The sequence below is a fragment of the Pseudomonas sp. Sample_10 genome (genome assembly GCF_004321495.1).
Lineage (GTDB): Bacteria > Pseudomonadota > Gammaproteobacteria > Pseudomonadales > Pseudomonadaceae > Aquipseudomonas.
Genome location: NZ_RCOE01000120.1, coordinates 1 through 18,334 on the forward strand (window position 1 = coordinate 1; position 18,334 = coordinate 18,334).

At 59.2% G+C, this 18,334-nt stretch carries 19 protein-coding genes; 14 read left to right on the forward strand and 5 right to left on the reverse strand.

Annotated features, from left to right (window positions below; all coding sequences use genetic code 11):
- Positions 1-119: 119 nt before the first annotated feature.
- Both D8U18_RS11530 and D8U18_RS11535 read right to left on the reverse strand, forming a co-directional pair.
- Positions 120-521 (reverse strand): GFA family protein, encoded by a 402-nt coding sequence (locus D8U18_RS11530; RefSeq protein ID WP_082557676.1) that lies wholly within the window; start codon positions 519-521, stop codon positions 120-122.
- 112 nt (positions 522-633) lie between these two features.
- Positions 634-1,530, reverse strand: a complete 897-nt coding sequence (locus D8U18_RS11535) for an AraC family transcriptional regulator (protein ID WP_131107644.1) — start codon at positions 1,528-1,530, stop codon at positions 634-636.
- 138 nt (positions 1,531-1,668) lie between these two features.
- Here D8U18_RS11535 and D8U18_RS11540 point away from each other — a divergent pair, with 138 nt between their 5' ends.
- Genes D8U18_RS11540 through D8U18_RS11550 form a run of 3 tightly spaced genes read left to right on the forward strand, consistent with a single transcriptional unit; the run spans position 1,669 to position 3,798 of the window.
- Positions 1,669-2,412, forward strand: a complete 744-nt coding sequence (locus D8U18_RS11540; RefSeq protein ID WP_056856777.1) for an SDR family oxidoreductase — start codon at positions 1,669-1,671, stop codon at positions 2,410-2,412.
- Between the two features lie 10 nt (positions 2,413-2,422).
- Positions 2,423-2,824 (forward strand): VOC family protein, encoded by a 402-nt coding sequence (locus tag D8U18_RS11545; protein ID WP_131107645.1) that lies wholly within the window; start codon positions 2,423-2,425, stop codon positions 2,822-2,824.
- Positions 2,821-3,798, forward strand: coding sequence for a saccharopine dehydrogenase NADP-binding domain-containing protein (locus D8U18_RS11550; RefSeq protein WP_131107646.1), 978 nt, complete (start codon positions 2,821-2,823; stop codon positions 3,796-3,798). The genes D8U18_RS11545 and D8U18_RS11550 overlap by 4 nt, the downstream gene beginning before the upstream one ends.
- 20 nt (positions 3,799-3,818) lie before the next feature.
- Here the strand turns inward: D8U18_RS11550 and D8U18_RS11555 are convergent, their stop codons facing one another.
- A complete protein-coding gene (locus D8U18_RS11555) occupies positions 3,819-4,685 on the reverse strand; it encodes an AraC family transcriptional regulator (RefSeq protein WP_082557675.1) in 867 nt (288 codons plus the stop codon).
- Between the two features lie 204 nt (positions 4,686-4,889).
- Here D8U18_RS11555 and D8U18_RS11560 point away from each other — a divergent pair, with 204 nt between their 5' ends.
- Positions 4,890-5,639 (forward strand): glucose 1-dehydrogenase, encoded by a 750-nt coding sequence (locus D8U18_RS11560; protein WP_056856773.1) that lies wholly within the window; start codon positions 4,890-4,892, stop codon positions 5,637-5,639.
- A gap of 415 nt (positions 5,640-6,054) precedes the next feature.
- On the opposite strand, the gene yfcF is transcribed toward D8U18_RS11560, so the two are convergent.
- Positions 6,055-6,687 carry a glutathione transferase gene (gene yfcF / locus D8U18_RS11565; protein WP_131107647.1) on the reverse strand — a complete coding sequence of 211 codons (633 nt, stop codon included), beginning with the start codon at positions 6,685-6,687 and terminating at the stop codon, positions 6,055-6,057.
- Between the two features lie 442 nt (positions 6,688-7,129).
- On the opposite strand from yfcF, the gene D8U18_RS11570 reads away from it, so the two are divergent.
- Positions 7,130-7,588, forward strand: coding sequence for a metallophosphoesterase family protein (locus tag D8U18_RS11570; RefSeq protein WP_131107648.1), 459 nt, complete (start codon positions 7,130-7,132; stop codon positions 7,586-7,588).
- Between the two features lie 62 nt (positions 7,589-7,650).
- On the opposite strand, the gene D8U18_RS11575 is transcribed toward D8U18_RS11570, so the two are convergent.
- The gene (locus D8U18_RS11575; protein ID WP_131107649.1) at positions 7,651-7,923 is read right to left on the reverse strand and encodes a hypothetical protein; all 273 of its coding nucleotides are present in this window, start codon (positions 7,921-7,923) and stop codon (positions 7,651-7,653) included.
- A gap of 446 nt (positions 7,924-8,369) precedes the next feature.
- Here D8U18_RS11575 and D8U18_RS11585 point away from each other — a divergent pair, with 446 nt between their 5' ends.
- The 9 genes from D8U18_RS11585 to D8U18_RS11625 all read left to right on the forward strand — a co-directional run bounded on the left by D8U18_RS11585 (position 8,370) and on the right by D8U18_RS11625 (position 18,216).
- Positions 8,370-9,731 carry an MATE family efflux transporter gene (locus D8U18_RS11585; RefSeq protein ID WP_131107651.1) on the forward strand — a complete coding sequence of 454 codons (1,362 nt, stop codon included), beginning with the start codon at positions 8,370-8,372 and terminating at the stop codon, positions 9,729-9,731.
- 138 nt (positions 9,732-9,869) lie between these two features.
- A complete protein-coding gene (locus D8U18_RS11590) occupies positions 9,870-10,835 on the forward strand; it encodes an alpha/beta hydrolase (RefSeq protein WP_056856768.1) in 966 nt (321 codons plus the stop codon).
- Positions 10,836-10,996: 161 nt separating this feature from the next.
- Entirely contained in the window at positions 10,997-11,683 is a 687-nt protein-coding gene (locus tag D8U18_RS11595; protein ID WP_131107652.1) for a phosphoribosyltransferase family protein, read from the forward strand.
- Between the two features lie 83 nt (positions 11,684-11,766).
- A complete protein-coding gene (locus D8U18_RS11600; protein WP_056856766.1) occupies positions 11,767-12,312 on the forward strand; it encodes a sigma-70 family RNA polymerase sigma factor in 546 nt (181 codons plus the stop codon).
- Positions 12,309-13,268, forward strand: a complete 960-nt coding sequence (locus D8U18_RS11605) for a FecR family protein (RefSeq protein ID WP_131107653.1) — start codon at positions 12,309-12,311, stop codon at positions 13,266-13,268. The genes D8U18_RS11600 and D8U18_RS11605 overlap by 4 nt, the downstream gene beginning before the upstream one ends.
- Before the next feature lie 192 nt (positions 13,269-13,460).
- Positions 13,461-15,956 (forward strand): TonB-dependent siderophore receptor, encoded by a 2,496-nt coding sequence (locus tag D8U18_RS11610; RefSeq protein WP_131107654.1) that lies wholly within the window; start codon positions 13,461-13,463, stop codon positions 15,954-15,956.
- A 122-nt stretch (positions 15,957-16,078) separates the two neighbouring features.
- The gene (locus D8U18_RS11615) at positions 16,079-16,648 is read left to right on the forward strand and encodes a YceI family protein (protein WP_130906508.1); all 570 of its coding nucleotides are present in this window, start codon (positions 16,079-16,081) and stop codon (positions 16,646-16,648) included.
- 101 nt (positions 16,649-16,749) lie between these two features.
- A complete protein-coding gene (locus D8U18_RS11620) occupies positions 16,750-17,259 on the forward strand; it encodes a sigma-70 family RNA polymerase sigma factor (RefSeq protein ID WP_056856914.1) in 510 nt (169 codons plus the stop codon).
- Positions 17,260-17,262: 3 nt separating this feature from the next.
- Positions 17,263-18,216, forward strand: coding sequence for a FecR domain-containing protein (locus D8U18_RS11625; protein ID WP_131107655.1), 954 nt, complete (start codon positions 17,263-17,265; stop codon positions 18,214-18,216).
- Positions 18,217-18,334 lie beyond the last annotated feature (118 nt).

Sequence of the window (18,334 nt, forward strand, 5' to 3'; positions counted from 1 at the left end):
ATGAAAGGGCACTTTGTTGTTGCGCACAGTTGAGCCAGGGTTCAGCGCGAACGAAAAGTTGGGGGCAGGCGATTGGCGTGGCATATGCGCTGAGTCCAATCGAAATCGACCTATTGCGGTCAATCCATCTGAGGCGATGAGTTGGAGGGTGTATACCAGTGAACTCTAGAGACGACATGAACGTGTTTTTGCTTCTGAGGCGTGAAGGGGGTGTCGAGTGTGCCCAGTGCTATCGAAACCCAATCGGAAGATTCGCCTTGAGAGCGTGACCAAAACAAAGTTGAACCACATTGCGCGCAGAACTCGCGTAGCACCGATTCTGATGAAGAATACTTAGTGATGTGGCCAGCGCCGTTGAGTATCCGTAGTGCGCTACGGGGCACGCTACCATACGAAGCGAATGCTGCACCGTGACCTTTGCGGCATTGATTACAGTGACAATGGCTCACTGCTTTTGGCGTAGTCAGTAGCTCATAACTGATTGCTGTGCAAAGGCAGCTTCCCTGATAGGCCACTGTCATGCGTTCGTCCCTGTCGCTGGAAAAGACACCAGCTTAACCACCTTGATCTGATCAGTCGAACGTCCGCTTTTTGGCCGATAGTTGCCAGTCACGGCTACCTGCGGTATGCCGCTCAATTACCTGCTATCACTCTCGCTTGCCCATGGATTCTGCTCGCATCCTGCGAGGGGGGAAGCCCAAACACCTTTGCATAATCCCGGCTGAACTGCGTCGCGCTTTCATAACCAACTTCGAAAGCAGCAGCCATGACACTCTTCGCATTCGCCACCATCAGTGTTCTGGCCTGGAGCAGGCGCACGCGCTTTTGGTACTGCAACGGGCTCAGGTTGGTCACGGCCTTGAAGTGGCGGTGAAACGCCGAGACGCTCATCGACGCTCGCTCGGCCAGGCGCTCGACCCCTATAGGCTGGGCGAAGTCCTGGCGGATCCACTGCACCGCAAGGTTCACACGGGCCATCGCGCTGTCGGGCGCTGCGATCTCTCGCAGCATCCAGCCAAGGGGGCCCTGGAGCACACGGAAAATGATTTCCCGCTCGTAAACCGGGGCCAGCGCGGCGATGGCATCGGCGTCACCCATGAGTCTCAACATTCGAACCCAGGCGTCCATGAGTTCAGTGGTCATCGATGCGACCGAAAACCCTGAGTAGGCGTCGACTCGATTGGCAGGTTTGGGCAGGTCGGCGAACAGGTTGGATAACACCGTCGGGTCGAGCGTCAGGCTGACGGCAAGATACGGCTCCCCGGTTTCGGCGGGGTGCACCGAGCCGACGGCGGGCAGGTTGATGGACATCACGAAGTAAGTCGCGGGGTCATACCGCAGCGTGCGGTCGCCCACGGTCATGCTTTTGCTGCCTTGCAGAATCACGTTGATCATCGGGTCATAGACCGCCGCGAGCATGTGCTCGGGAATCTTGCCCTTGACCATGGCCACGCGGGGAATACCGGTTTCGGTGCGCCGGTTTTCAGCCTTGGCCGCGAGAGACCTGAGTTCGTTCAGTTGATTGTCCATGCCGGCCATGCTGAGGGCAGAAGCTGATGCGCTGCAAGTAAAAAGCAGAAACAGGCAGGTTTCGAGCAGGAACGGGTGCGTTCTGCACTGGGGAGATCAGTACGCTGGGTCCTCATTCCAAGCACTGAGGAACAGCACATGAGCGTCATCGTCACTACGGGCGGGAGTCGCGGCATTGGTGCCTGTGCCGCCGAGCATATTGCTCGGCGGGGCATGGGCGTCATCCTGACCTACAACCGTCATCCAGAGGAGGCGGCTCGCGTCGTGGAGGGCATCGAGCATGCGGGAGGCAAGGCGGTTGCGCTCAAGCTCGATGTGTCTGATGTCGCAAGCTTCTCCGAGTTTCGCGAGTCAGTGACACTTGCCTTGCGCGAGACCTGGGGCCTCACCACCCTCAGTGGCTTGGTCAACAATGCCGGATATGGTCTGTTCAACCCTTTGGCCACCGTCAGCGAAGCGCAGTTTGATGGCTTGTTCAACGTTCATCTCAAAGGCCCGTTCTTCCTCACACAGACATTGCTGCCGTTGCTGGCGGACGGTGCGAGTATCGTCAACCTTACCAGCGCGACCACTCGCGTCGCCACGGCGGGTGTCGCGCCTTACGCAGCGTTCAAGGGCGGGCTCGAAGTGCTCACGCGTTACATGGCCAAGGAGTTTGGCGAACGACGGATTCGGGCCAACGCCGTGTCACCCGGCGCGATCCGTACCGAACTTGGCGGCGGCCTGAACAAAGAATTCGAGGCTTTGCTGGCGGCGCAGACTGCGCTGGGCAGAGTAGGCGAAGCGGAGGACGTTGCGCGAGTGATTGCCACGTTGCTGTCGCAGGACGGCGGCTGGATCAATGCCCAGACCATCGAGGTCGCTGGCGGCTACAACATCTGAGGATTACTCCATGCTGGATCATGTCTTTTTGTCGGTAAGCGACATCACCCGTTCCATCCGTTTCTACGAAGTGGCGTTGACCCCGTTGGACATCACTGCGCGACTGGACTACGACGGCAAGGATGGCCCGCCGGGGCATCCCGACCTCAAAGGCTTCGGCGCAAATGGCCGGGTGTTTTTCTGGCTACGCGAAGGGATCGTTGAAGGCCGTGCCGCCCATGTGGGGTTCGTCGCCAAAAGTAAGGCTGCGGTGGACGCCGCCTACGCCGCAGCCATGAAAGAGGGCGCTGTCGACAACGGCGCGCCAGGCGCACGTCTGCACTACGACCCGGATTACTACGCCGCCAACGTGCTGGACCCGGACGGATACAGCCTCGAATTCGTTTATAAAAAATGGCAGCACGTCCAATGAGCACACTGCTGATATACGGCGCCACCGGCTATACCGGTCGCATGGCCGCTGAACGGGCGAAGGCGCTGGACCTGCGCTTCGAAATTGCCGGGCGTAATCACCTGCGTCTGGCGGCCCTCGCAACGCAACTGGATGTGCCGTTTCGGGTGTTCGATGCCGACGCGGACGCGGCGGGCTCGCTGTCTGGTATCTCTGTCCTGCTCAATTTCGCCGGACCCTTTGCGCACACCGCAGAGGCGTTGATGCGCGCCTGCATCAAGGCCGGGGTCGACTATCTGGACATCACGGCGGAGATCAACGTCTATCGGCTGGCCGAGCGTCTGGGCGCAGATGCCGTTTCGCATCACGTCATGCTCTTGCCGGGTGTGGGGTGGGACGTCGTACCGACCGACTCACTGGCGGTGCATGTCGCCAGGCGTGTCGAACAGCCCTTTGCGCTGAGCATCGCGCTTCAGGTCCCAGGTTCGATGTCCCGTGGCTCGGCCCTGAGCGTCAGCGAAATCATGGGGGCGGGGATAATGGCGAGGGTCGACGGAGAACTGGTCGCGACACCTGATGCAACGCCGCGTCACTTCGATTTCGGTGATGGCCCGGTCCTGTGTGCGCCTCTGTCGTTTGGTGATCTGGTGACAGGTTGGCACTCGACAGGCGTCCCGAACATCGCGATGTTCGTGCACATTTCAGGCGACGCGTTTCCAGAAGGCGATCTGTCGCAACTGCCCGATGGCCCGACGCCCGAGGAAAGGGAGGCGTATCGCGCCCGAGCAGTGGTTGAGGTCATTGGCGTTGACGGCGTAATCGCCCGCTCTGTAATCGAAACCGTGAACGGCTATTCCTACACGCCACTGGCCGCAGTGGAAGCGGCGCGGCGGGTATTGGAAGGTGAACGTCTGTCGGGATTCGCTACCCCCGCCAACGTCTTTGGTAGCGGGTTTGCCGAGAGTATCGAAGGGACGTCGATCTCGGATTTTTGAGGCGACTCACCCGAGTGCCATCAGCCTGCGGCGGGGAGGGGAGACTTGAATCTCGCCGCATCCCGCGCAGGAGGCAGGCCAAACAATCTTGCATATTCACGGTTGAATTGCGAAGCGCTTTCATATCCAACGGCATAGGCGATTGATGTCGCGTCCAGCGTGTCGAACAGCAGCAACCACCGCGCCCGGAGCAAGCGCAGGCGTTTCTGATACTGGATCGGTGTCATGGCCGTTACTGATTTGAAGTGCCGGTAGAAGGCGGCAACGCTCATGTCCGCCATGCGTGCCAGCGGCTCTACCCGAAACGGCTCGGTGTAGTGGTCTCGAATCCACTGGGTGACGCGGCGGATCTGCGTCAACCGCCCATCCGGCCGCGCGACGTCACGCAGAATGCCACCCAACGGTCCCTGCAAGGCGCGGAACAGAATCTCCCGTTCGATCATCGGCGCCAGGATCGCCGCTTCGTGAGGGTGATCCATGAGCCGCATCATGCGCAGCCACGCATCGATCATTTGCGCAGGCGCGAGAACGCCTTCAAAACAGGCATCCTGCAATGGCCTTGGCGTTTTGCCTTCGTCCATCAAAAGCGTGGCGATCACATCCGGATCCAGCGTCAGGCTGACCGCCAGATAGGGCTGCTCAACTGTGTCTGCGTGAACCTGTCCTGTGGCGGGCACGTCCAAAGGCACCAGAAAATACCGGCCTGCAGAATACCTGGAAACTTTTTCCCCAATCGACAAGGTCTTAGTGCCCTGCAGAACCAGGTGCAGCATCGGTTGATAGACCTGACTCGCACAGGCCTCGGCACGCACCATCGCCACGCGGGGTAACCCGGTCTCGGTCCACTTGTCTTGCGCACGCATCACGATGCAGCGCAGTTCTGCCATTGATTGTTCCATGCTGTCCACCGTGAGCCATATCCCGGGCCATGGCAAGCCCAGTGAGAAGAATAGGCAAGCATGTGCGATTAACCGGCAAACGTCGGCGTCCTCGCTGCCTGAATACTGATGGCAAGCGGCGCGTTGCCTTGCAGTCTTTCATGACCCAAGCGCGACGCAGCCACCTGTCACGTAACTTCAAAAGGGCAAGTCATGAAACTCGAAGGAAAAATAGCGGTTGTCACCGGCGCATCCAAGGGCATCGGCGCCGGGATTGCCAAGGCTTTGGCGGCGCAGGGCGCAACGGTCATCATCAATTACGCCACCAGCCAGGCGGATGCCGATGCTGTGGTTGCCGGGATTGAGGCTAATGGCGGAGCAGCGCTAGCCGTGCAGGCAGACATGAGTCAGGCGACCGATGTGGTGCGCCTGTTTGAAACGGTCCGTGAGAACTACGGCACTCTGGATATCCTGGTCAACAATGCCGGTGTGGCTGTGTTCGAGATGATCGATGACCTGACCGAAGATGCCTTCCATAAGCAATTCAACCTGAATGTGCTGGGCTATCTGCTGGCAGTGCGTGAGGCCGTCAAACTGCTGGGGTCGAACGGTAGCATCATCAATATCAGCTCGATCCTCAGTACCGACCCCTATCTGGCATCGAGCGTCTACTCGGCTACTAAAGGTGCAATCGATACCTTGACCTTCGCACTGGCCAGGGAGTTGGGCGCACGCGGTATCAGGGTCAACTCGATTCTGCCAGGCCATACGAACACCCCGGCTACCGATGGCAACTTTGCAGGAGAGTTCGGAGAAAAGCTGTTGGCTGGAACACCGTTGGGACGCTTTGGGGAACCTGAGGACATCGCACCATTGGCCGTGTTTCTGGCATCTGAAGATTCGCGTTGGGTGACGGGCGAATCCATCCGTGCTTCGGGCGGTGTTCGTGGTGTGGGGTACTGACTTGCCTGGCTAAATCTCCATCGTTGCGGCGTTGTTCGGTGCCTTGGGCACGTCGATACCACTCATTCTGTCAGCAATCCCCGAGTGACCTTCGAGGGTGACAGGGCACACCTGGATGCGGTTATGAAGGCGCAGCCTGTGCTGAAGAACGACCCGGCACGCCATTGCCTCATGAATACCGCTACGCCGTTGAGTTGGTCAGGCTCGGCGCGGGATAGGGCATCCAGCGGGTGACGGTCGACAACGTCTGGCGGGCAGGCGACTCTGGTGTGCTAATAGGCGCTTAATCGCGAAGGGGACCTGACGTGTCCGGGCGTGACTTGTACGTCGCGCTCGGTTTCAAGAGGCTGCTTTCGCCCCATAACTGCCGCTCAGCAGCGGCAGAATTCGGCCATTATCAGCAATTTGGGTGCGGCTACATTGGAGGTCGTTGCAGCTTGATCCACTCTTGCACTGTCGGGCGCTGCCATTGGCGCTGGGCGTAATCCTCCAGTTGAGCCGGTACGGTGTCCCCATTAAGAATCAATCGGTTCAGCATCAATGCGAGATCAACATCGGCGATCGACCATTCGCCAAAGATGTAGTTCGGGCTATCGGTAAGCAGCGATTGAGCGACATCAAGCAACTTTTGCTTGGCAGATTCAGCCGATGCGGACAAAGGTCCGTATTTTTGGCCATAGAATATAACCAGCGTTGAGCGCTCCTGGCGGATGGGTAGCAAATCACTGCGTAGCCACGCTTGAATTTGTCTCGCCGCGGCACGCTGTTGCGGGGGCTGTGGGTAAACAGATGTTTGGGGGAACACATCTTCCAGGTACTCAGTGATTGCCGATGATTCCGACAATGCAAAATCACCATGCACGAGGGTGGGCACTCTCTGAGTCAACGAAAGACGGGCATAATCACTGGTCTGGTTCTCCAGTGTTGCCAGGTTCAAGGTACTCATTTCGAACTCAATTCCCTTTTCTCTAAGTGCCACAAAGCATGACAGCGCGTAGGGACTGGTGAATTGAGAATCAACGTAAAGGCGCAGTCTCGGGTCATTCATAGCGACATCTCCATATGCAGAATGGAACACGCTAAAACATCCGACGCTTTAAATAAAATGCGTGTTTTTTATGGGGGCATTCCTGTCAGGAATGCGGTATTGCCGCGAATCACCTCTAATTTTCTAGACTCTTTCGAAGGTTTCCTCTTGGCCGCTTTCTGCCCATCCCGGAGGATCAAAACGATGCCAGTCACGCAGGTGGTTGAAGATACGTTTCATCGTGTGATTATGAGTATCTTGGGGGCTTGGGTGCGAGGGTACCTTCTTCAGTGATTGGCTGCTATGAGGCGGCGTTCTTCAACCAGTCGCACATGGGCACTCGGTTGATCCGCCAGAATCAGAAATTATGAAGAACTATCGGATGGACTTTTAAAATTACTCGAGCGGCAGCTCCTGGCCGTTTCTGTTGAAGATCATCCTTGAGCCTGACTTGGAGCCTTGCATGAAAGTTGGCGTTATTTCCGATACCCACGGCCTGCTCCGTCCAGAAGCTCTGATGGCTTTGCAGGGCAGTGGGTTGATCATTCACGCGGGCGACATCGGCAAGCCGGAAATTCTTGAGCAACTGGCAGCCATTGCGCCGTTGCATGTGGTGCGCGGGAACAATGACTTGGGCGCACCGTGGGCGGAGCAACTCGTTGATCACCTGGGTTTCGACGTCGAGGGCTGGCAGACCTTGCTGGTCCACGACATTGCCGATGTACCGGCCTTGCTTGATGAAGGCACGAGGCTGGTGATTACCGGGCATTCTCATAAACCACTCATCGAATGGCGCAATGAACGGCTGTACCTCAATCCAGGCAGCGCGGGGCCGCGGCGGTTCAGGTTGCCGGTGACGTTGGCGTTGCTTGAGGTGGAAAAGGGGTCGATTGAACCGCGATTGGTTGCGTTGTTGGAGTGAGCTGACGAATAACCCTATTTTGATCCTGCGAAAAGTCGGGCGCTGAGAGCGCCCGATTTCATTCATTTCGCCGCTTGCGCCCGCAATCGTCGCCCAACCACATCCATCAAATCACAACCATCGCGCAACGGAATGGCCAGCAGTTTGGAAAAGTCCGACAACACCACCGTGTCGCAACCAATCTCGGCGCGAAAGGCGATGTTCTCCAATACCTGAGTGACTGTGCGAATGCGGTAATCCGCCATGGCTTGCAGGACGTCGAGCGGGGCTTCGGTATCAATGAGCAGGGAGGCCGGAATCAGGTCGAGTCCGGTAAGGGGCATGTATCGATTCATTTTCAATGTTCTCTGTTTGATTTGGCTGAAGGCCGTCACTTATCGTCGCCAAACGAATGGGTGGCAGCTGTGCGCAGGTTGGCGAACCGGAAACAGAAAAACCGGCAGACCCTGAGGTCTCCCGCGCACAGCCGCCATTACAGCGGCTTTGCGGGTGCGATGATACCTGCAATGAAGCCGATAGCCTTCGCATTTTCTGTTATCAGGTCGCCAAACCCGAATCGCCATTTGGGGCGACGGCACCGACTATAAGCCTCACGAGATCGGTAGGGTAGGTGAGGCATTCCGAACTTCATGTAGGACCAGAGTCGCCGCATTCTCGGATCTTTCACATCACTTCCCTACAAAACTAAACACGTCCCCCAAAATGTACGTTGCCCCTCGCTCATAACTCACCGAAGCTATCCTTCATCAGCCCTCACGCCGTCGAGATGGACCTCCACCCCATGCAAACTGCCACTGCCGCCCAACATCCCCTCTGGAAAACCTACCTGCTTTTCCTCGCGCCCATGGTGCTGTCGAATTTCCTGCAATCCATGTCCGGCACCGTCAACAGCATCTACATCGGCCAGATGCTCGGCACGCAGGCGCTGGCGGCGGTGTCGGGGATGTTTCCCATCGTGTTCTTCTTTATTGCCCTGGTCATTGGTTTGGGCGCGGGTGCAGGGGTTTTGATCGGGCAGGCGTGGGGCGCGCGTGAGGTGCATCTGGTCAAGGCCATCGCCGGGGCGACGTTGATGTTGGGGGTGTTGATCGGCTTGGTGGCGGCGGTGGTCGGGAGTGTGTTTGCGCGGTCTTCGCTGGTGGGGTTGGGGACGCCGGCGGACGTGCTGGACGATGCGGTGGCGTATGCCCATGTGATGTTGTGGTTCATGCCGACGCTGCTGGTGTTTGTGTTGTTCACGCAGTTGTTGCGCGGGGTGAGCGATACGATGTCGCCGTTGTTGGCGCTGGTGGTGTCGACCGTTATTGGCCTGGCGCTGACGCCGGCGTTGATTCGCGGTTGGCTTGGGTTGCCGCCGCTGGGGATTCAAAGTGCGGCGTTTGCCGGGTTGGCGGGTAACCTGGCGGCGATGGGGTGGCTGGCGTGGCGCTTGATTCGTCGGGGCCATCCGTTGGCGCCGGACCGCGAGTTTTTTGCGTCGATGAAGCTCGATTGGGGGATTCTCGGCAAGGTGTTGCGCATCGGTTTGCCCACCGGGTTGCAGATGGTGGTGTTGTCGCTGTCGGAGCTGGTGATCCTGGCGCTGGTGAACCAGCACGGTTCCCAGGCGACGGCGGCTTATGGCGCGGTGACGCAGATCGTCAATTACGTGCAGTTCCCGGCGCTGTCGATTGCGATCACGGCGTCGATCCTTGGCGCGCAGGCGATCGGGGCAGGGCGCATCGAACGCATCGGGCCAATTCTGAAGACCGGATTGATGATCAATGTATGCCTGACGGGTGGCTTGATCGTGCTCGGGTACGTGTTGTCGAGTTGGTTGCTGGCGTCGTTCCTCACCGAAGAAACGACGCTGAATATGGCTGAACACCTGTTGCACATCATGCTCTGGAGCCTGTTGGTGTTCGGCTTCCAGGCGATCATCGGCGGCATCATGCGCGCCAGCGGCACGGTAATGGTGCCGGTGGCGATTTCGATTGTGTGCGTGTTGGGCGTGCAACTGCCGGTGGCGTATTTGCTGGACGCGCGGTTCGGCTTGCCAGGGGTTTGGATGGCGTTTCCGGTGGCGTATCTGGGGATGCTGGCGTTGCAAACGCTGTACTACAAATTGGTGTGGCAGCATCAGAAGATTGAGCGGTTGGTGTAGCAGGGCGGCAGGGCTTGTGTATCGCTATGTAAGATCGGCGGTGAAAATACAGGTCATTACAAATCCGGTACGGGGTGGATACATCGAGGTGGCACTGTTTACCCAGGTCACTTTTGCACCTTGAATCGGAGTTTTCCCATGAATAAATGGCTGCCTGCCCTGGCCCTCGGTTGTGCCATGGGCCTGTCGCTTTCCAATGTCGCCCACGCTGCCGAACCGGCCAGCCCTTCGGTGGAGCATATGACGGTTGCCTACCGCAGTATCAAGGTTGATGACCTGTCGATTTTCTATCGTGAAGCCGGGCGGCCGGATGCGCCAACTTTGTTGCTGCTGCACGGCTTTCCCAGTTCTTCGCGTATGTATGACCCGCTGCTGTCACGGTTGGCGCAGCACTACCACCTGGTGGCGCCGGACTATCCTGGGTTTGGTCACAGCGATGCCCCGGATGCGAAGTTGTTTGTTTATACCTTCGATCATCTGGCCAGTGTTATGGAGCATTTCACCGAAGCACTGGGCCTGAACAAATATGCGCTGTATGTGCAGGACTACGGCGGCCCGGTTGGATTCCGAATGATGCTCGCCCATCCCGAACGCCTGCAGGCACTGATTATCCAGAATGCGGTTGCGCACGAGGATGGGCTCGGGCCGCTGTGGCAGAAACGGCGTGAGTTCTGGGCCAATCGAGCCCCGAACGAGGCGGGGTTGCGAGCGAGCTTTTTCTCGTTGGCGACCACTCGGCAGCGGCACGTCGGTGCCAATCCTGCGATAGAAGTTTTCAACCCGGATTTGTGGACCGACGAATACAACTTCCTGAATCAGCCAGGACAAGCGGATATCCAAAGTGATCTGTTCTATGACTACCGCAACAATGTGGCCAGCTATCCGAAGTGGCAAGCCTGGCTACGCGAGCACCAACCACCGACGCTGGTAGTGTGGGGCAAGTTCGATCCGTCTTTTGACGTTGCCGAAACCGAGGCTTATCGACGGGATCTCCCGGCCGCGGACATTCATGTGCTGGAGGCCGGTCATTTTGCACTGGATGAAAAACCCGGGGAAATTGCGCGGTTGGTCGGGGATTTTCTTGCCAGGCATGTAGGGAAATAACCCTCAAGCGTCACGGTTGACTGGGCTGGCCCCATCGTGAGGAGGCTCGCCTGCAGGGGATCGGCGGTACGCAGGGAGGTCTTGATGACGGCCACCATCGCACCGACAATCAGGGGTGGGGGAAGTCACCGGCAGGCGCGATCGCCTGGGGAGGTTTTCCAATGAACCCCTTGTCCCATTCCATCCTGCAGGATCGAGCAGCCGCAGGGCGGCGGTTGGTGGAGCCGTTGCTGCATTACGCCCATCGGCCTGATGTCATCATTCTCGCCTTGCCCCGTGGCGGTGTGCCGGTGGCCTATGAAGTGGCCAGGGCACTGGGTGTTCGCCTCGACTTGATGCTGGTGCGCAAACTCGGCGTGCCGTCCCGTCCGGAGTACGCCATGGGCGCGATTGCCAGTGGCGGCATTCAGATTCGCAATGAAGAAGCACTGCACTTTCATCCCATCGACAGGGCTGCTTTCCAGGCCGTGGTCGACCGCGAGAGCCGCGAGCTAAGGCGTCGAGAACAGGTCTATCGGGGATCGCGTGCGCCGGTGCAACTCAAGGACCAGGTGGTGATCCTGATCGACGACGGCCTGGCGACCGGCGCTTCGATGCGGGCGGCGGTGCAGGCGGTTCGATTGCAGGCGCCGTCGCGCATTGTGGTGGCCGTTCCGGTGGCGCCGGTTGAAACGGCCGAGGCGCTGCGCAGGGAAGTGGATGAACTGGTGTGCCCATTGTTTCCGGACTGGTTCACATCGATTGGGCACTGGTACGTGGATTTTTCCCAGACGTCGGACGCGGAGGTCATCGAGTTGTTGCAACGGGCGTGGGTGCAGGAGGCCGACTCGCCTGACGCCAAAGGTTGATCACCACGTCGCTTGCTCTGGTGAAGATTTGCTGTCATCGTTCGCGCTATTGGTAATCTTTCTTATTTGAGAAATTTTTTCGTATGCGCGATTTTTCCGTGGCCGGCGACGATCTTGCGCGTCGTCAGCAGACTTTCACTGAGCTCTACAGCAATCATCATTCATGGTTGCATGGCTGGCTGCGGAAAAAACTGGGCTGCTCGCAACGGGCGGCGGACCTCGCGCACGATGCCTTCATTCGGGTGCTGACCCTTGCCGAACCGCAGTCCATCAAGGAACCCCGGGCCTTTCTGGCGACGATGGCGGGGCGCTTGCTGATCGATGGCGCGCGGCGCCGACGGATCGAGCAGGCGTACCTTGAGGCGTTGGCGTTGCAGGCACAAGACGCCGGCATGCCCGATCCGGCGGCGGTGCACGCGGCGCTTGATGCGCTGGAAAAAATTTCCGCCATGCTCGCCGGGTTGCCGACCAAGACCCGCGAAGCTTTTCTGCTTAGCCGCCTGGACGGCCTGACCTACAGCGAAATCGCCATCGAACTGAAGGTGTCGGCCAGTACCGTGAAAAATTACGTCGCGAGTGTGTTGGTGCATTGCTACAACGCCTTGTACACCGAGGATTCGCCCGCGTGACGAGCCTCGATAAACCTACCGAGAAAATGATCGCCGAGGCCGCGCACTGGCTTGCGTTGCTGCACGACGAAGCGGTCACTGATCGCGACTGCGAGGCGTTCGATGCCTGGTGCAAGGCCGACCCGCGCCACGAACTGGCGCACACACGCATGCGGGCATTGTGGTCGAGCCTGGATGAGTTGCCGGCGGCACCGGCGCGGGTTGCACTCAAGCAGGCCTTTGCGCAACCGCGTCCGAAAGCCACAACCCGTGGCGCTCAGGTGTTCGGTCTGTTGAGCGTGCTGTTCTGTGGGTGGTTCAGCCTGGAGAACTGGCCCCTGTGGTTTGCCGACCAGCGCACCGACGTAGGTGAACGGCGGGAGGTGGCGTTGGCCGACGGCAGCCGGGTGCAACTCAACAGCCATTCGGCGCTGGACGTGAAATTCGACGGCCAGCAACGGGTGGTCGAGTTGCTCACCGGGGAGATGTGGGTGGAGGTGGCCAAGGACGCCAAGCGGCCGTTCGTGGTGCGCACCGAACAAGGCACGGCGACCGCGCTGGGTACGCGTTACCTGGTTCGTCGCACGGACGATGGCGCCACCGTGGTCACGGTTCTGGAGTCGGTGGTCGCAGCCAAAGCCAATGGTGCCGAGGCGATCAAGGTCATGGCGGGGCAGCAGACGCGGCTCAAGGACGGGCAGGCGCAAGCACCACAAGCCATTGGCAACGCTGAGCCGGATGCCTGGACTCGCGGTTTGCTCAAGGTCGACGATCGGCCGGTGAGCGAGGTGCTTCAGGCCCTCGCCGGCTACCGTCGCGGACTGGTGCGTTTCGATACGCAAGCGTTGCAGGGCATGCGCGTTTCCGGGGTGTTCCGCCTCGACGATACCGACGCGGCACTGGCGACATTGGCGGACAACCTGCCGATCAAGGTGGAGTACTTCACGGATCTGTTAGTGGTGGTCAAGCCGCTGTAGTTCGCCAAAATCAATGCAGGAGCGAGCCTGCTCGCGATTGTGGAGTGTCAGCAATCATCCTTTTGGCTGACACGGCTCTCATCGCGAGCAGGCTCGCTCTTACATTTTTAATGCAAATCACTCGTATTCGTTGTCCGTTTTCTCGACATGGCCGTCATGGATAGTAACGCTCCCCATTTCACAGGACTTTCCATGTCACGCTTTGCTCGTCCCTTGCATCCCTTGGCGCTGTCGGTCGCGATGGCTGTTGTCGCGGTGCCCCTGCACGCCGCTGAACCAACATCGCCCGAAACCGCAACCAGCGCAGTGCGCAGTTTCGCCATCCCGGCCGGGGATTTGGGCCAGGCGCTGAACAGTTTCGCCGAGCAAGCCGACCTGACGCTGGCGTTCGACCCGGCGTTGACGCGCGGTAAAACCAGCGCTGGCCTGAGCGGTCAATTCAGTGCGCCGCAGGCGCTTAGCCGATTGCTGCAGGGCAGCGGCCTGAGCGCCATCGCGTTGTCGGCCACGCGTTATCGCATCGAGCCGACCCCCGAGCCAGTGGCCGGTACGCTGATGTTGGGCGCCACCGATATCAACGGTGCCTGGCAAAGTGAAAGCCCTACCGGCCCGGTGGCAGGCTACGTCGCAACCCGCGCGCTGTCAGGGACCAAAACCGACACGGCGTTGATCGAGACACCGCAATCGATTTCCGTGGTGACCAAGGATCAAATGCGCGCGCAAGGCGCCGAGAGCCTCAATCAGATTTTGCGCTACACCGCTGCGGTGGTGCCGGAAACCCGCGGCTCCACGGCTTCGCGTCTGGATCAGATGACCATTCGTGGCTTCTCCCCGGCCACTTATCTGGACGGCTTGCGCATGCCCGGTAGCCGGGATGCTTCACCGCAAAAGGATGCCTTCGATCTGGAGCGGGTAGAGGTGCTGCGCGGTCCTTCTTCGGTGCTCTATGGGCAGGCCAGCCCCAGCGGCGTGCTCAACATGGTGAGCAAGCGTCCGCTGGATACGCCGTTCCACGAGATCGGCATCGAGTACGGCACCTTCAACAAAAAACGTACGACCTTCGACACCACCGGCCCGCTGGATGATCAGGGCGTTTACTCCTATCGCGTTGCCGGCCTGTACGACGAGGCCGACGGCCAGCTCGAACACACTGAGACCCAGCGTCAGGCGCTGTCGTCGGCTTTCACCTGGCGTCCAAGCGATGACACTTCGCTGACGTTGCTCGGGCACTTCCAGAAAGATCCGAAAGCCGCCTCGTACGGCTCGGTGCCGGCCTGGGGCTCGGTGTTGCACAGCCCGTTGGGGCGCAGCATCGACGTCGATTTCTACGACGGTGAAGAGGATTTCGAGAAGAGTGACCGGGAGTATTTCTCTCTTGGCTACCTGTTCGAACACCACATCAACGACATCTGGACCGTGCGCCAGAATCTGCGTTACCTGCAAAGCGAAGGCGATTACCGCAGCATCTACAACAGCAATCTGCGGGCCGATTACCGCACGTCCAATCGCTCGACCATTGCTACAGATGTGAACCTTGATTCCTGGACCGTGGACAACCAGTTGCAGGCCAGATTCGACACCGGCGCGGTGCAGCACACGGTGCTGTTCGGCGCCGATTACCAGAACACCAGCACCCACACCAAGTCCGGTTTCGGCACCGGGCCGACCCTGGATATTTTTGACCCGGTGTACGGTGCGCCAGTCACCACACCGGCGTTCACCTCTGACGCCACGCAACGCAACGAGCAAAAAGGCCTGTACCTGCAAGAGCAATTGAAGTGGGAAAAATGGGTGTTGCTGTTGGGCGGTCGCTACGACTGGGCCGACAATAACAACAGCACCACCAACCTGCGTACCAACGGCAAGACCAAGACATCGCTGCAGAGCGAAGCCTTCACCGGTCGCCTGGGCGTGGTGTACCTGTTCGACAACGGCATCTCGCCATATGCCAGCTACTCGGAATCGTTCGAGCCGCAATCAGGCACCGGCTACGGCGGTTCGGTGTTCGAACCCACCGAAGGCAAGCAGTACGAAGTGGGCATCAAGTACCAGCCGCCGGGCAGCAACAGTTTCATCACCGCTTCGGTCTTCGACCTGCGCCAGAGCAACGTGCCGACACTTGACCCGGACCCGACCCACATCTGCGGAACCGGTCGCTGTCAGGAACAGACCGGTGAAGTGCGCTCCCGTGGTTTCGAACTCGAAGGCAAGGCCAGCCTCAACGACAACCTGGACATCACGGCCGCCTACGCCTATCTGGATAACCGGATTACCCAGTCCAACAGTACCGTCAGCTACGCACCGTTGACCGACATCGCCGTCGGCCCGGCCGTGCCCGCCAAAGGCACCACGACCTATGGCGTACCGCGTCACACGGCTTCGGCCTGGGCTGATTACACCTTCCACGATGGCGTCGCCAAAGGTTTCGGCGTCGGCGCCGGTGCCCGTTACGTCGGTTCATCCTGGGGTGACACGGCCAACACCTTGAAGGTGCCGGGCTACACGCTGTTCGATGCTTCGTTGCACTACGACATCCCGCACCTCAACAGCCTCAAGGACAATCTGCGCCTGGCCTTGAACGCCAGTAACCTTGCCAACAAAGAGTATGTGGCGTCCTGCTATTCCTACTCCTGGTGCTGGTATGGGGCACAACGCACAGTGCAGGCGAGCGCGACTTATCAGTGGTAAACGTTTAACTGGCACACTGAAACGGGCTGCCCATGAGGCAGCCCGTTTTTTGCGGTGGCATAAACGGTGGTTCTTTGCTTTAGTCCACCTACTGTCAGCTTACCCGCACACCGGAGAGTCCCATGAACTCTCGAGCATCACGTTTTATTGCATTGGCCTCCGTGCTTTTGTTCGGTGCGTTTCCTTGCGCCTATGCAGTCGAATACACCGACGTGAATCCCACGGCCAGTACCCTCAGTTTCACTTACAACCAAATGGGGTCACGGGTGTATGGCACCTTCAGCAAGTTCGTTGGGGTCCTCGATTTCGATACAACTCATCCCCAGGATGCACATGCGAAGTTGACCATTGACCTCGACAGTATTGAAGTGGATGACAGTGATGCCAGGACTGAACTTCCAAAGCCTGCCTGGTTCGACACGGCGACTTATCCGAAGGCAATCTTTGAGTCGACTCGGGTCAAAGACCTCGGCAGCAACCGTTATTTGATCACCGGCAGACTTACTCTCCGGGGGCTCACTCGGGAGGTGGAAGTGCCGGTGCTGCTGAAAGCGGGAAGTGCCGTTGGCATTTTTGATGGCGAGTTAACGCTCAAACGCAGTGACTTCAAGATCGGTGCGGGTGAATGGGCAGACAGCGTTGTTTCCAATGACATTTACATTCGTTTCCGGATAGTTGCCCCCGAGCGCTGAAGTGGGGTGAGTTTCACCAAACGTGGGAGGTCTTGCCAAAGCGTGTCGGCCTGGAAGAAAATGAGAGTCATTATCAAATAAATCTGTATCGGGCCTTTTTCATGTCCTCCGCCGACCACTCGCTGCAACACGCCGTGCATACGCTTTATGAGGATCACCACAGTTGGTTGTGTGGCTGGTTGCGCAAGCGGCTCGGCTGCAACCACAGCGCGGCAGATCTGGCCCAGGACACCTTCATTCGTGTGCTCACCCAACGCAAGACCCAGGAGCTACGCGAGCCGCGCGCCTACCTGAGCACCATCGCCCGTAGTCTGATGATCGACATGTTCCGTCGCCGGGCGCTGGAGCAGGCATATCTTGAAACCCTGGCCAACATCCCGGAGCCGGTGGCGGTTTCCCCGGAAACCCGTTCGCTGATCATCGAAACCCTGATGGAAATCGACCGTTTGCTCGACGGTCTGGGTGAGCGCACTCGAGAGATTTTCCTGCTGGCCCAGCTCGATGGCCTGAGCTATGTCGAGATCGGTCGACGTCTTAATGTCTCGGTGACCACGGTGAAGAAACACGCAGTCCGCGCCCTGACGCATTGCCTGTTGCTGATCGAGGACTGAACCGTGGCCCGTGCACAACCGCTGGATTTCGCCACCCTCGAAGCCGCTGCGCGCTGGTATGTCGACTTGCGCGGCGAGGGGCCGGACGATGGCTTGCGCGAAGCGCATCGGCGCTGGCTCGAGCGTGATCCTCGTCATGTGCAGGCGTGGGAGCGCCTCGCACGTTTGCAGGACAAGCTTGGGCAGCTATCTCCCGCCGTCGCTCGCCCGACCCTGGCCAGCGCCCGGGCCAAACGCCGGGACGTGCTCAAGGTGTTGTCGATTCTGTTGATGGCGGGCGCCGCCGGGACACTGGCCTGGAATACCACGCCGCTGCCAACCTTGATGGCCGACCAGCGCACCGGTACCGGTGAACGTCGTCGGGTGCGACTGGACGATGGCAGCCAGCTGCAACTCAACACGGCGACGGCCGTGGACATCCGCTACAGCGCCCACTTGCGTGAAGTCCGTTTGCTGCAAGGCGAAATCCAGATCGAGACAGCGCGTGACGCATCGGCGCGGCCTTTTGTGGTTCATACCGCCGAAGGCAGCATCCGCGCACTGGGCACCCGTTTTGTCGTGCGGCATGACACAGAGCAAACACTGGTCAGTGTGCAGGAACATGCGGTCGAAGTGCGCAGCGCGGTTTTGTCCGGCCCGGCGGTACGCGTCGACGCCGGTCAGCAGGTGAGCTTTCGCCGCGATGCCGTCGACGCCGTGCAGCGAGCTAGCGCGCAATCCGATGCCTGGACCCGCGACATGCTGGTCGTCAATGACTGGCGCCTGGAAGACTTCGTCCGCGAACTGCAGCGCTATCGTCCGGGCCACTTGGGATGTGATCCGGCGGTGGCGGCACTGCGTATCTCTGGCGCTTTTCATCTGACCAGTACCGATACCATTCTGGACAACCTGACGTCGACCTTGCCCGTGCGCATTCGCCGGTACAGCCGTTACTGGGCCAGTGTGGAGCCGGTCTGAGTGATTAACCGAAAAAAACTTGCCGGAGGGGTTATTGATTTTGATTCTCGTTCGACTTGGTAGTTAGAGGCGCATTTAGACGCTGCCATTGACTGCCACACGGGCGAAAGGAAACTGC

Excerpts from the sequence above, each read along its gene's own strand:
- D8U18_RS11530 (WP_082557676.1), bottom strand. The coding sequence starts at position 521 with ATGACAGTGGCCTATCAGGGAAGCTGCCTTTGCACAGCAATCAGTTAT.
- D8U18_RS11535 (WP_131107644.1), bottom strand. The coding sequence starts at position 1,530 with ATGGACAATCAACTGAACGAACTCAGGTCTCTCGCGGCCAAGGCTGAA.
- D8U18_RS11575 (WP_131107649.1), bottom strand. The coding sequence starts at position 7,923 with ATGAATCGATACATGCCCCTTACCGGACTCGACCTGATTCCGGCCTCC.
- yfcF (WP_131107647.1), bottom strand. The coding sequence starts at position 6,687 with ATGAATGACCCGAGACTGCGCCTTTACGTTGATTCTCAATTCACCAGT.
- D8U18_RS11570 (WP_131107648.1), top strand. The coding sequence starts at position 7,130 with ATGAAAGTTGGCGTTATTTCCGATACCCACGGCCTGCTCCGTCCAGAA.
- D8U18_RS11550 (WP_131107646.1), top strand. The coding sequence starts at position 2,821 with ATGAGCACACTGCTGATATACGGCGCCACCGGCTATACCGGTCGCATG.
- D8U18_RS11585 (WP_131107651.1), top strand. The coding sequence starts at position 8,370 with ATGCAAACTGCCACTGCCGCCCAACATCCCCTCTGGAAAACCTACCTG.
- D8U18_RS11595 (WP_131107652.1), top strand. The coding sequence starts at position 10,997 with ATGAACCCCTTGTCCCATTCCATCCTGCAGGATCGAGCAGCCGCAGGG.
- D8U18_RS11545 (WP_131107645.1), top strand. The coding sequence starts at position 2,423 with ATGCTGGATCATGTCTTTTTGTCGGTAAGCGACATCACCCGTTCCATC.
- D8U18_RS11600 (WP_056856766.1), top strand. The coding sequence starts at position 11,767 with ATGCGCGATTTTTCCGTGGCCGGCGACGATCTTGCGCGTCGTCAGCAG.
- D8U18_RS11540 (WP_056856777.1), top strand. The coding sequence starts at position 1,669 with ATGAGCGTCATCGTCACTACGGGCGGGAGTCGCGGCATTGGTGCCTGT.
- D8U18_RS11610 (WP_131107654.1), top strand. The coding sequence starts at position 13,461 with ATGTCACGCTTTGCTCGTCCCTTGCATCCCTTGGCGCTGTCGGTCGCG.
- D8U18_RS11620 (WP_056856914.1), top strand. The coding sequence starts at position 16,750 with ATGTCCTCCGCCGACCACTCGCTGCAACACGCCGTGCATACGCTTTAT.
- D8U18_RS11560 (WP_056856773.1), top strand. The coding sequence starts at position 4,890 with ATGAAACTCGAAGGAAAAATAGCGGTTGTCACCGGCGCATCCAAGGGC.
- D8U18_RS11615 (WP_130906508.1), top strand. The coding sequence starts at position 16,079 with ATGAACTCTCGAGCATCACGTTTTATTGCATTGGCCTCCGTGCTTTTG.
- D8U18_RS11590 (WP_056856768.1), top strand. The coding sequence starts at position 9,870 with ATGAATAAATGGCTGCCTGCCCTGGCCCTCGGTTGTGCCATGGGCCTG.
- D8U18_RS11555 (WP_082557675.1), bottom strand. The coding sequence starts at position 4,685 with ATGGCAGAACTGCGCTGCATCGTGATGCGTGCGCAAGACAAGTGGACC.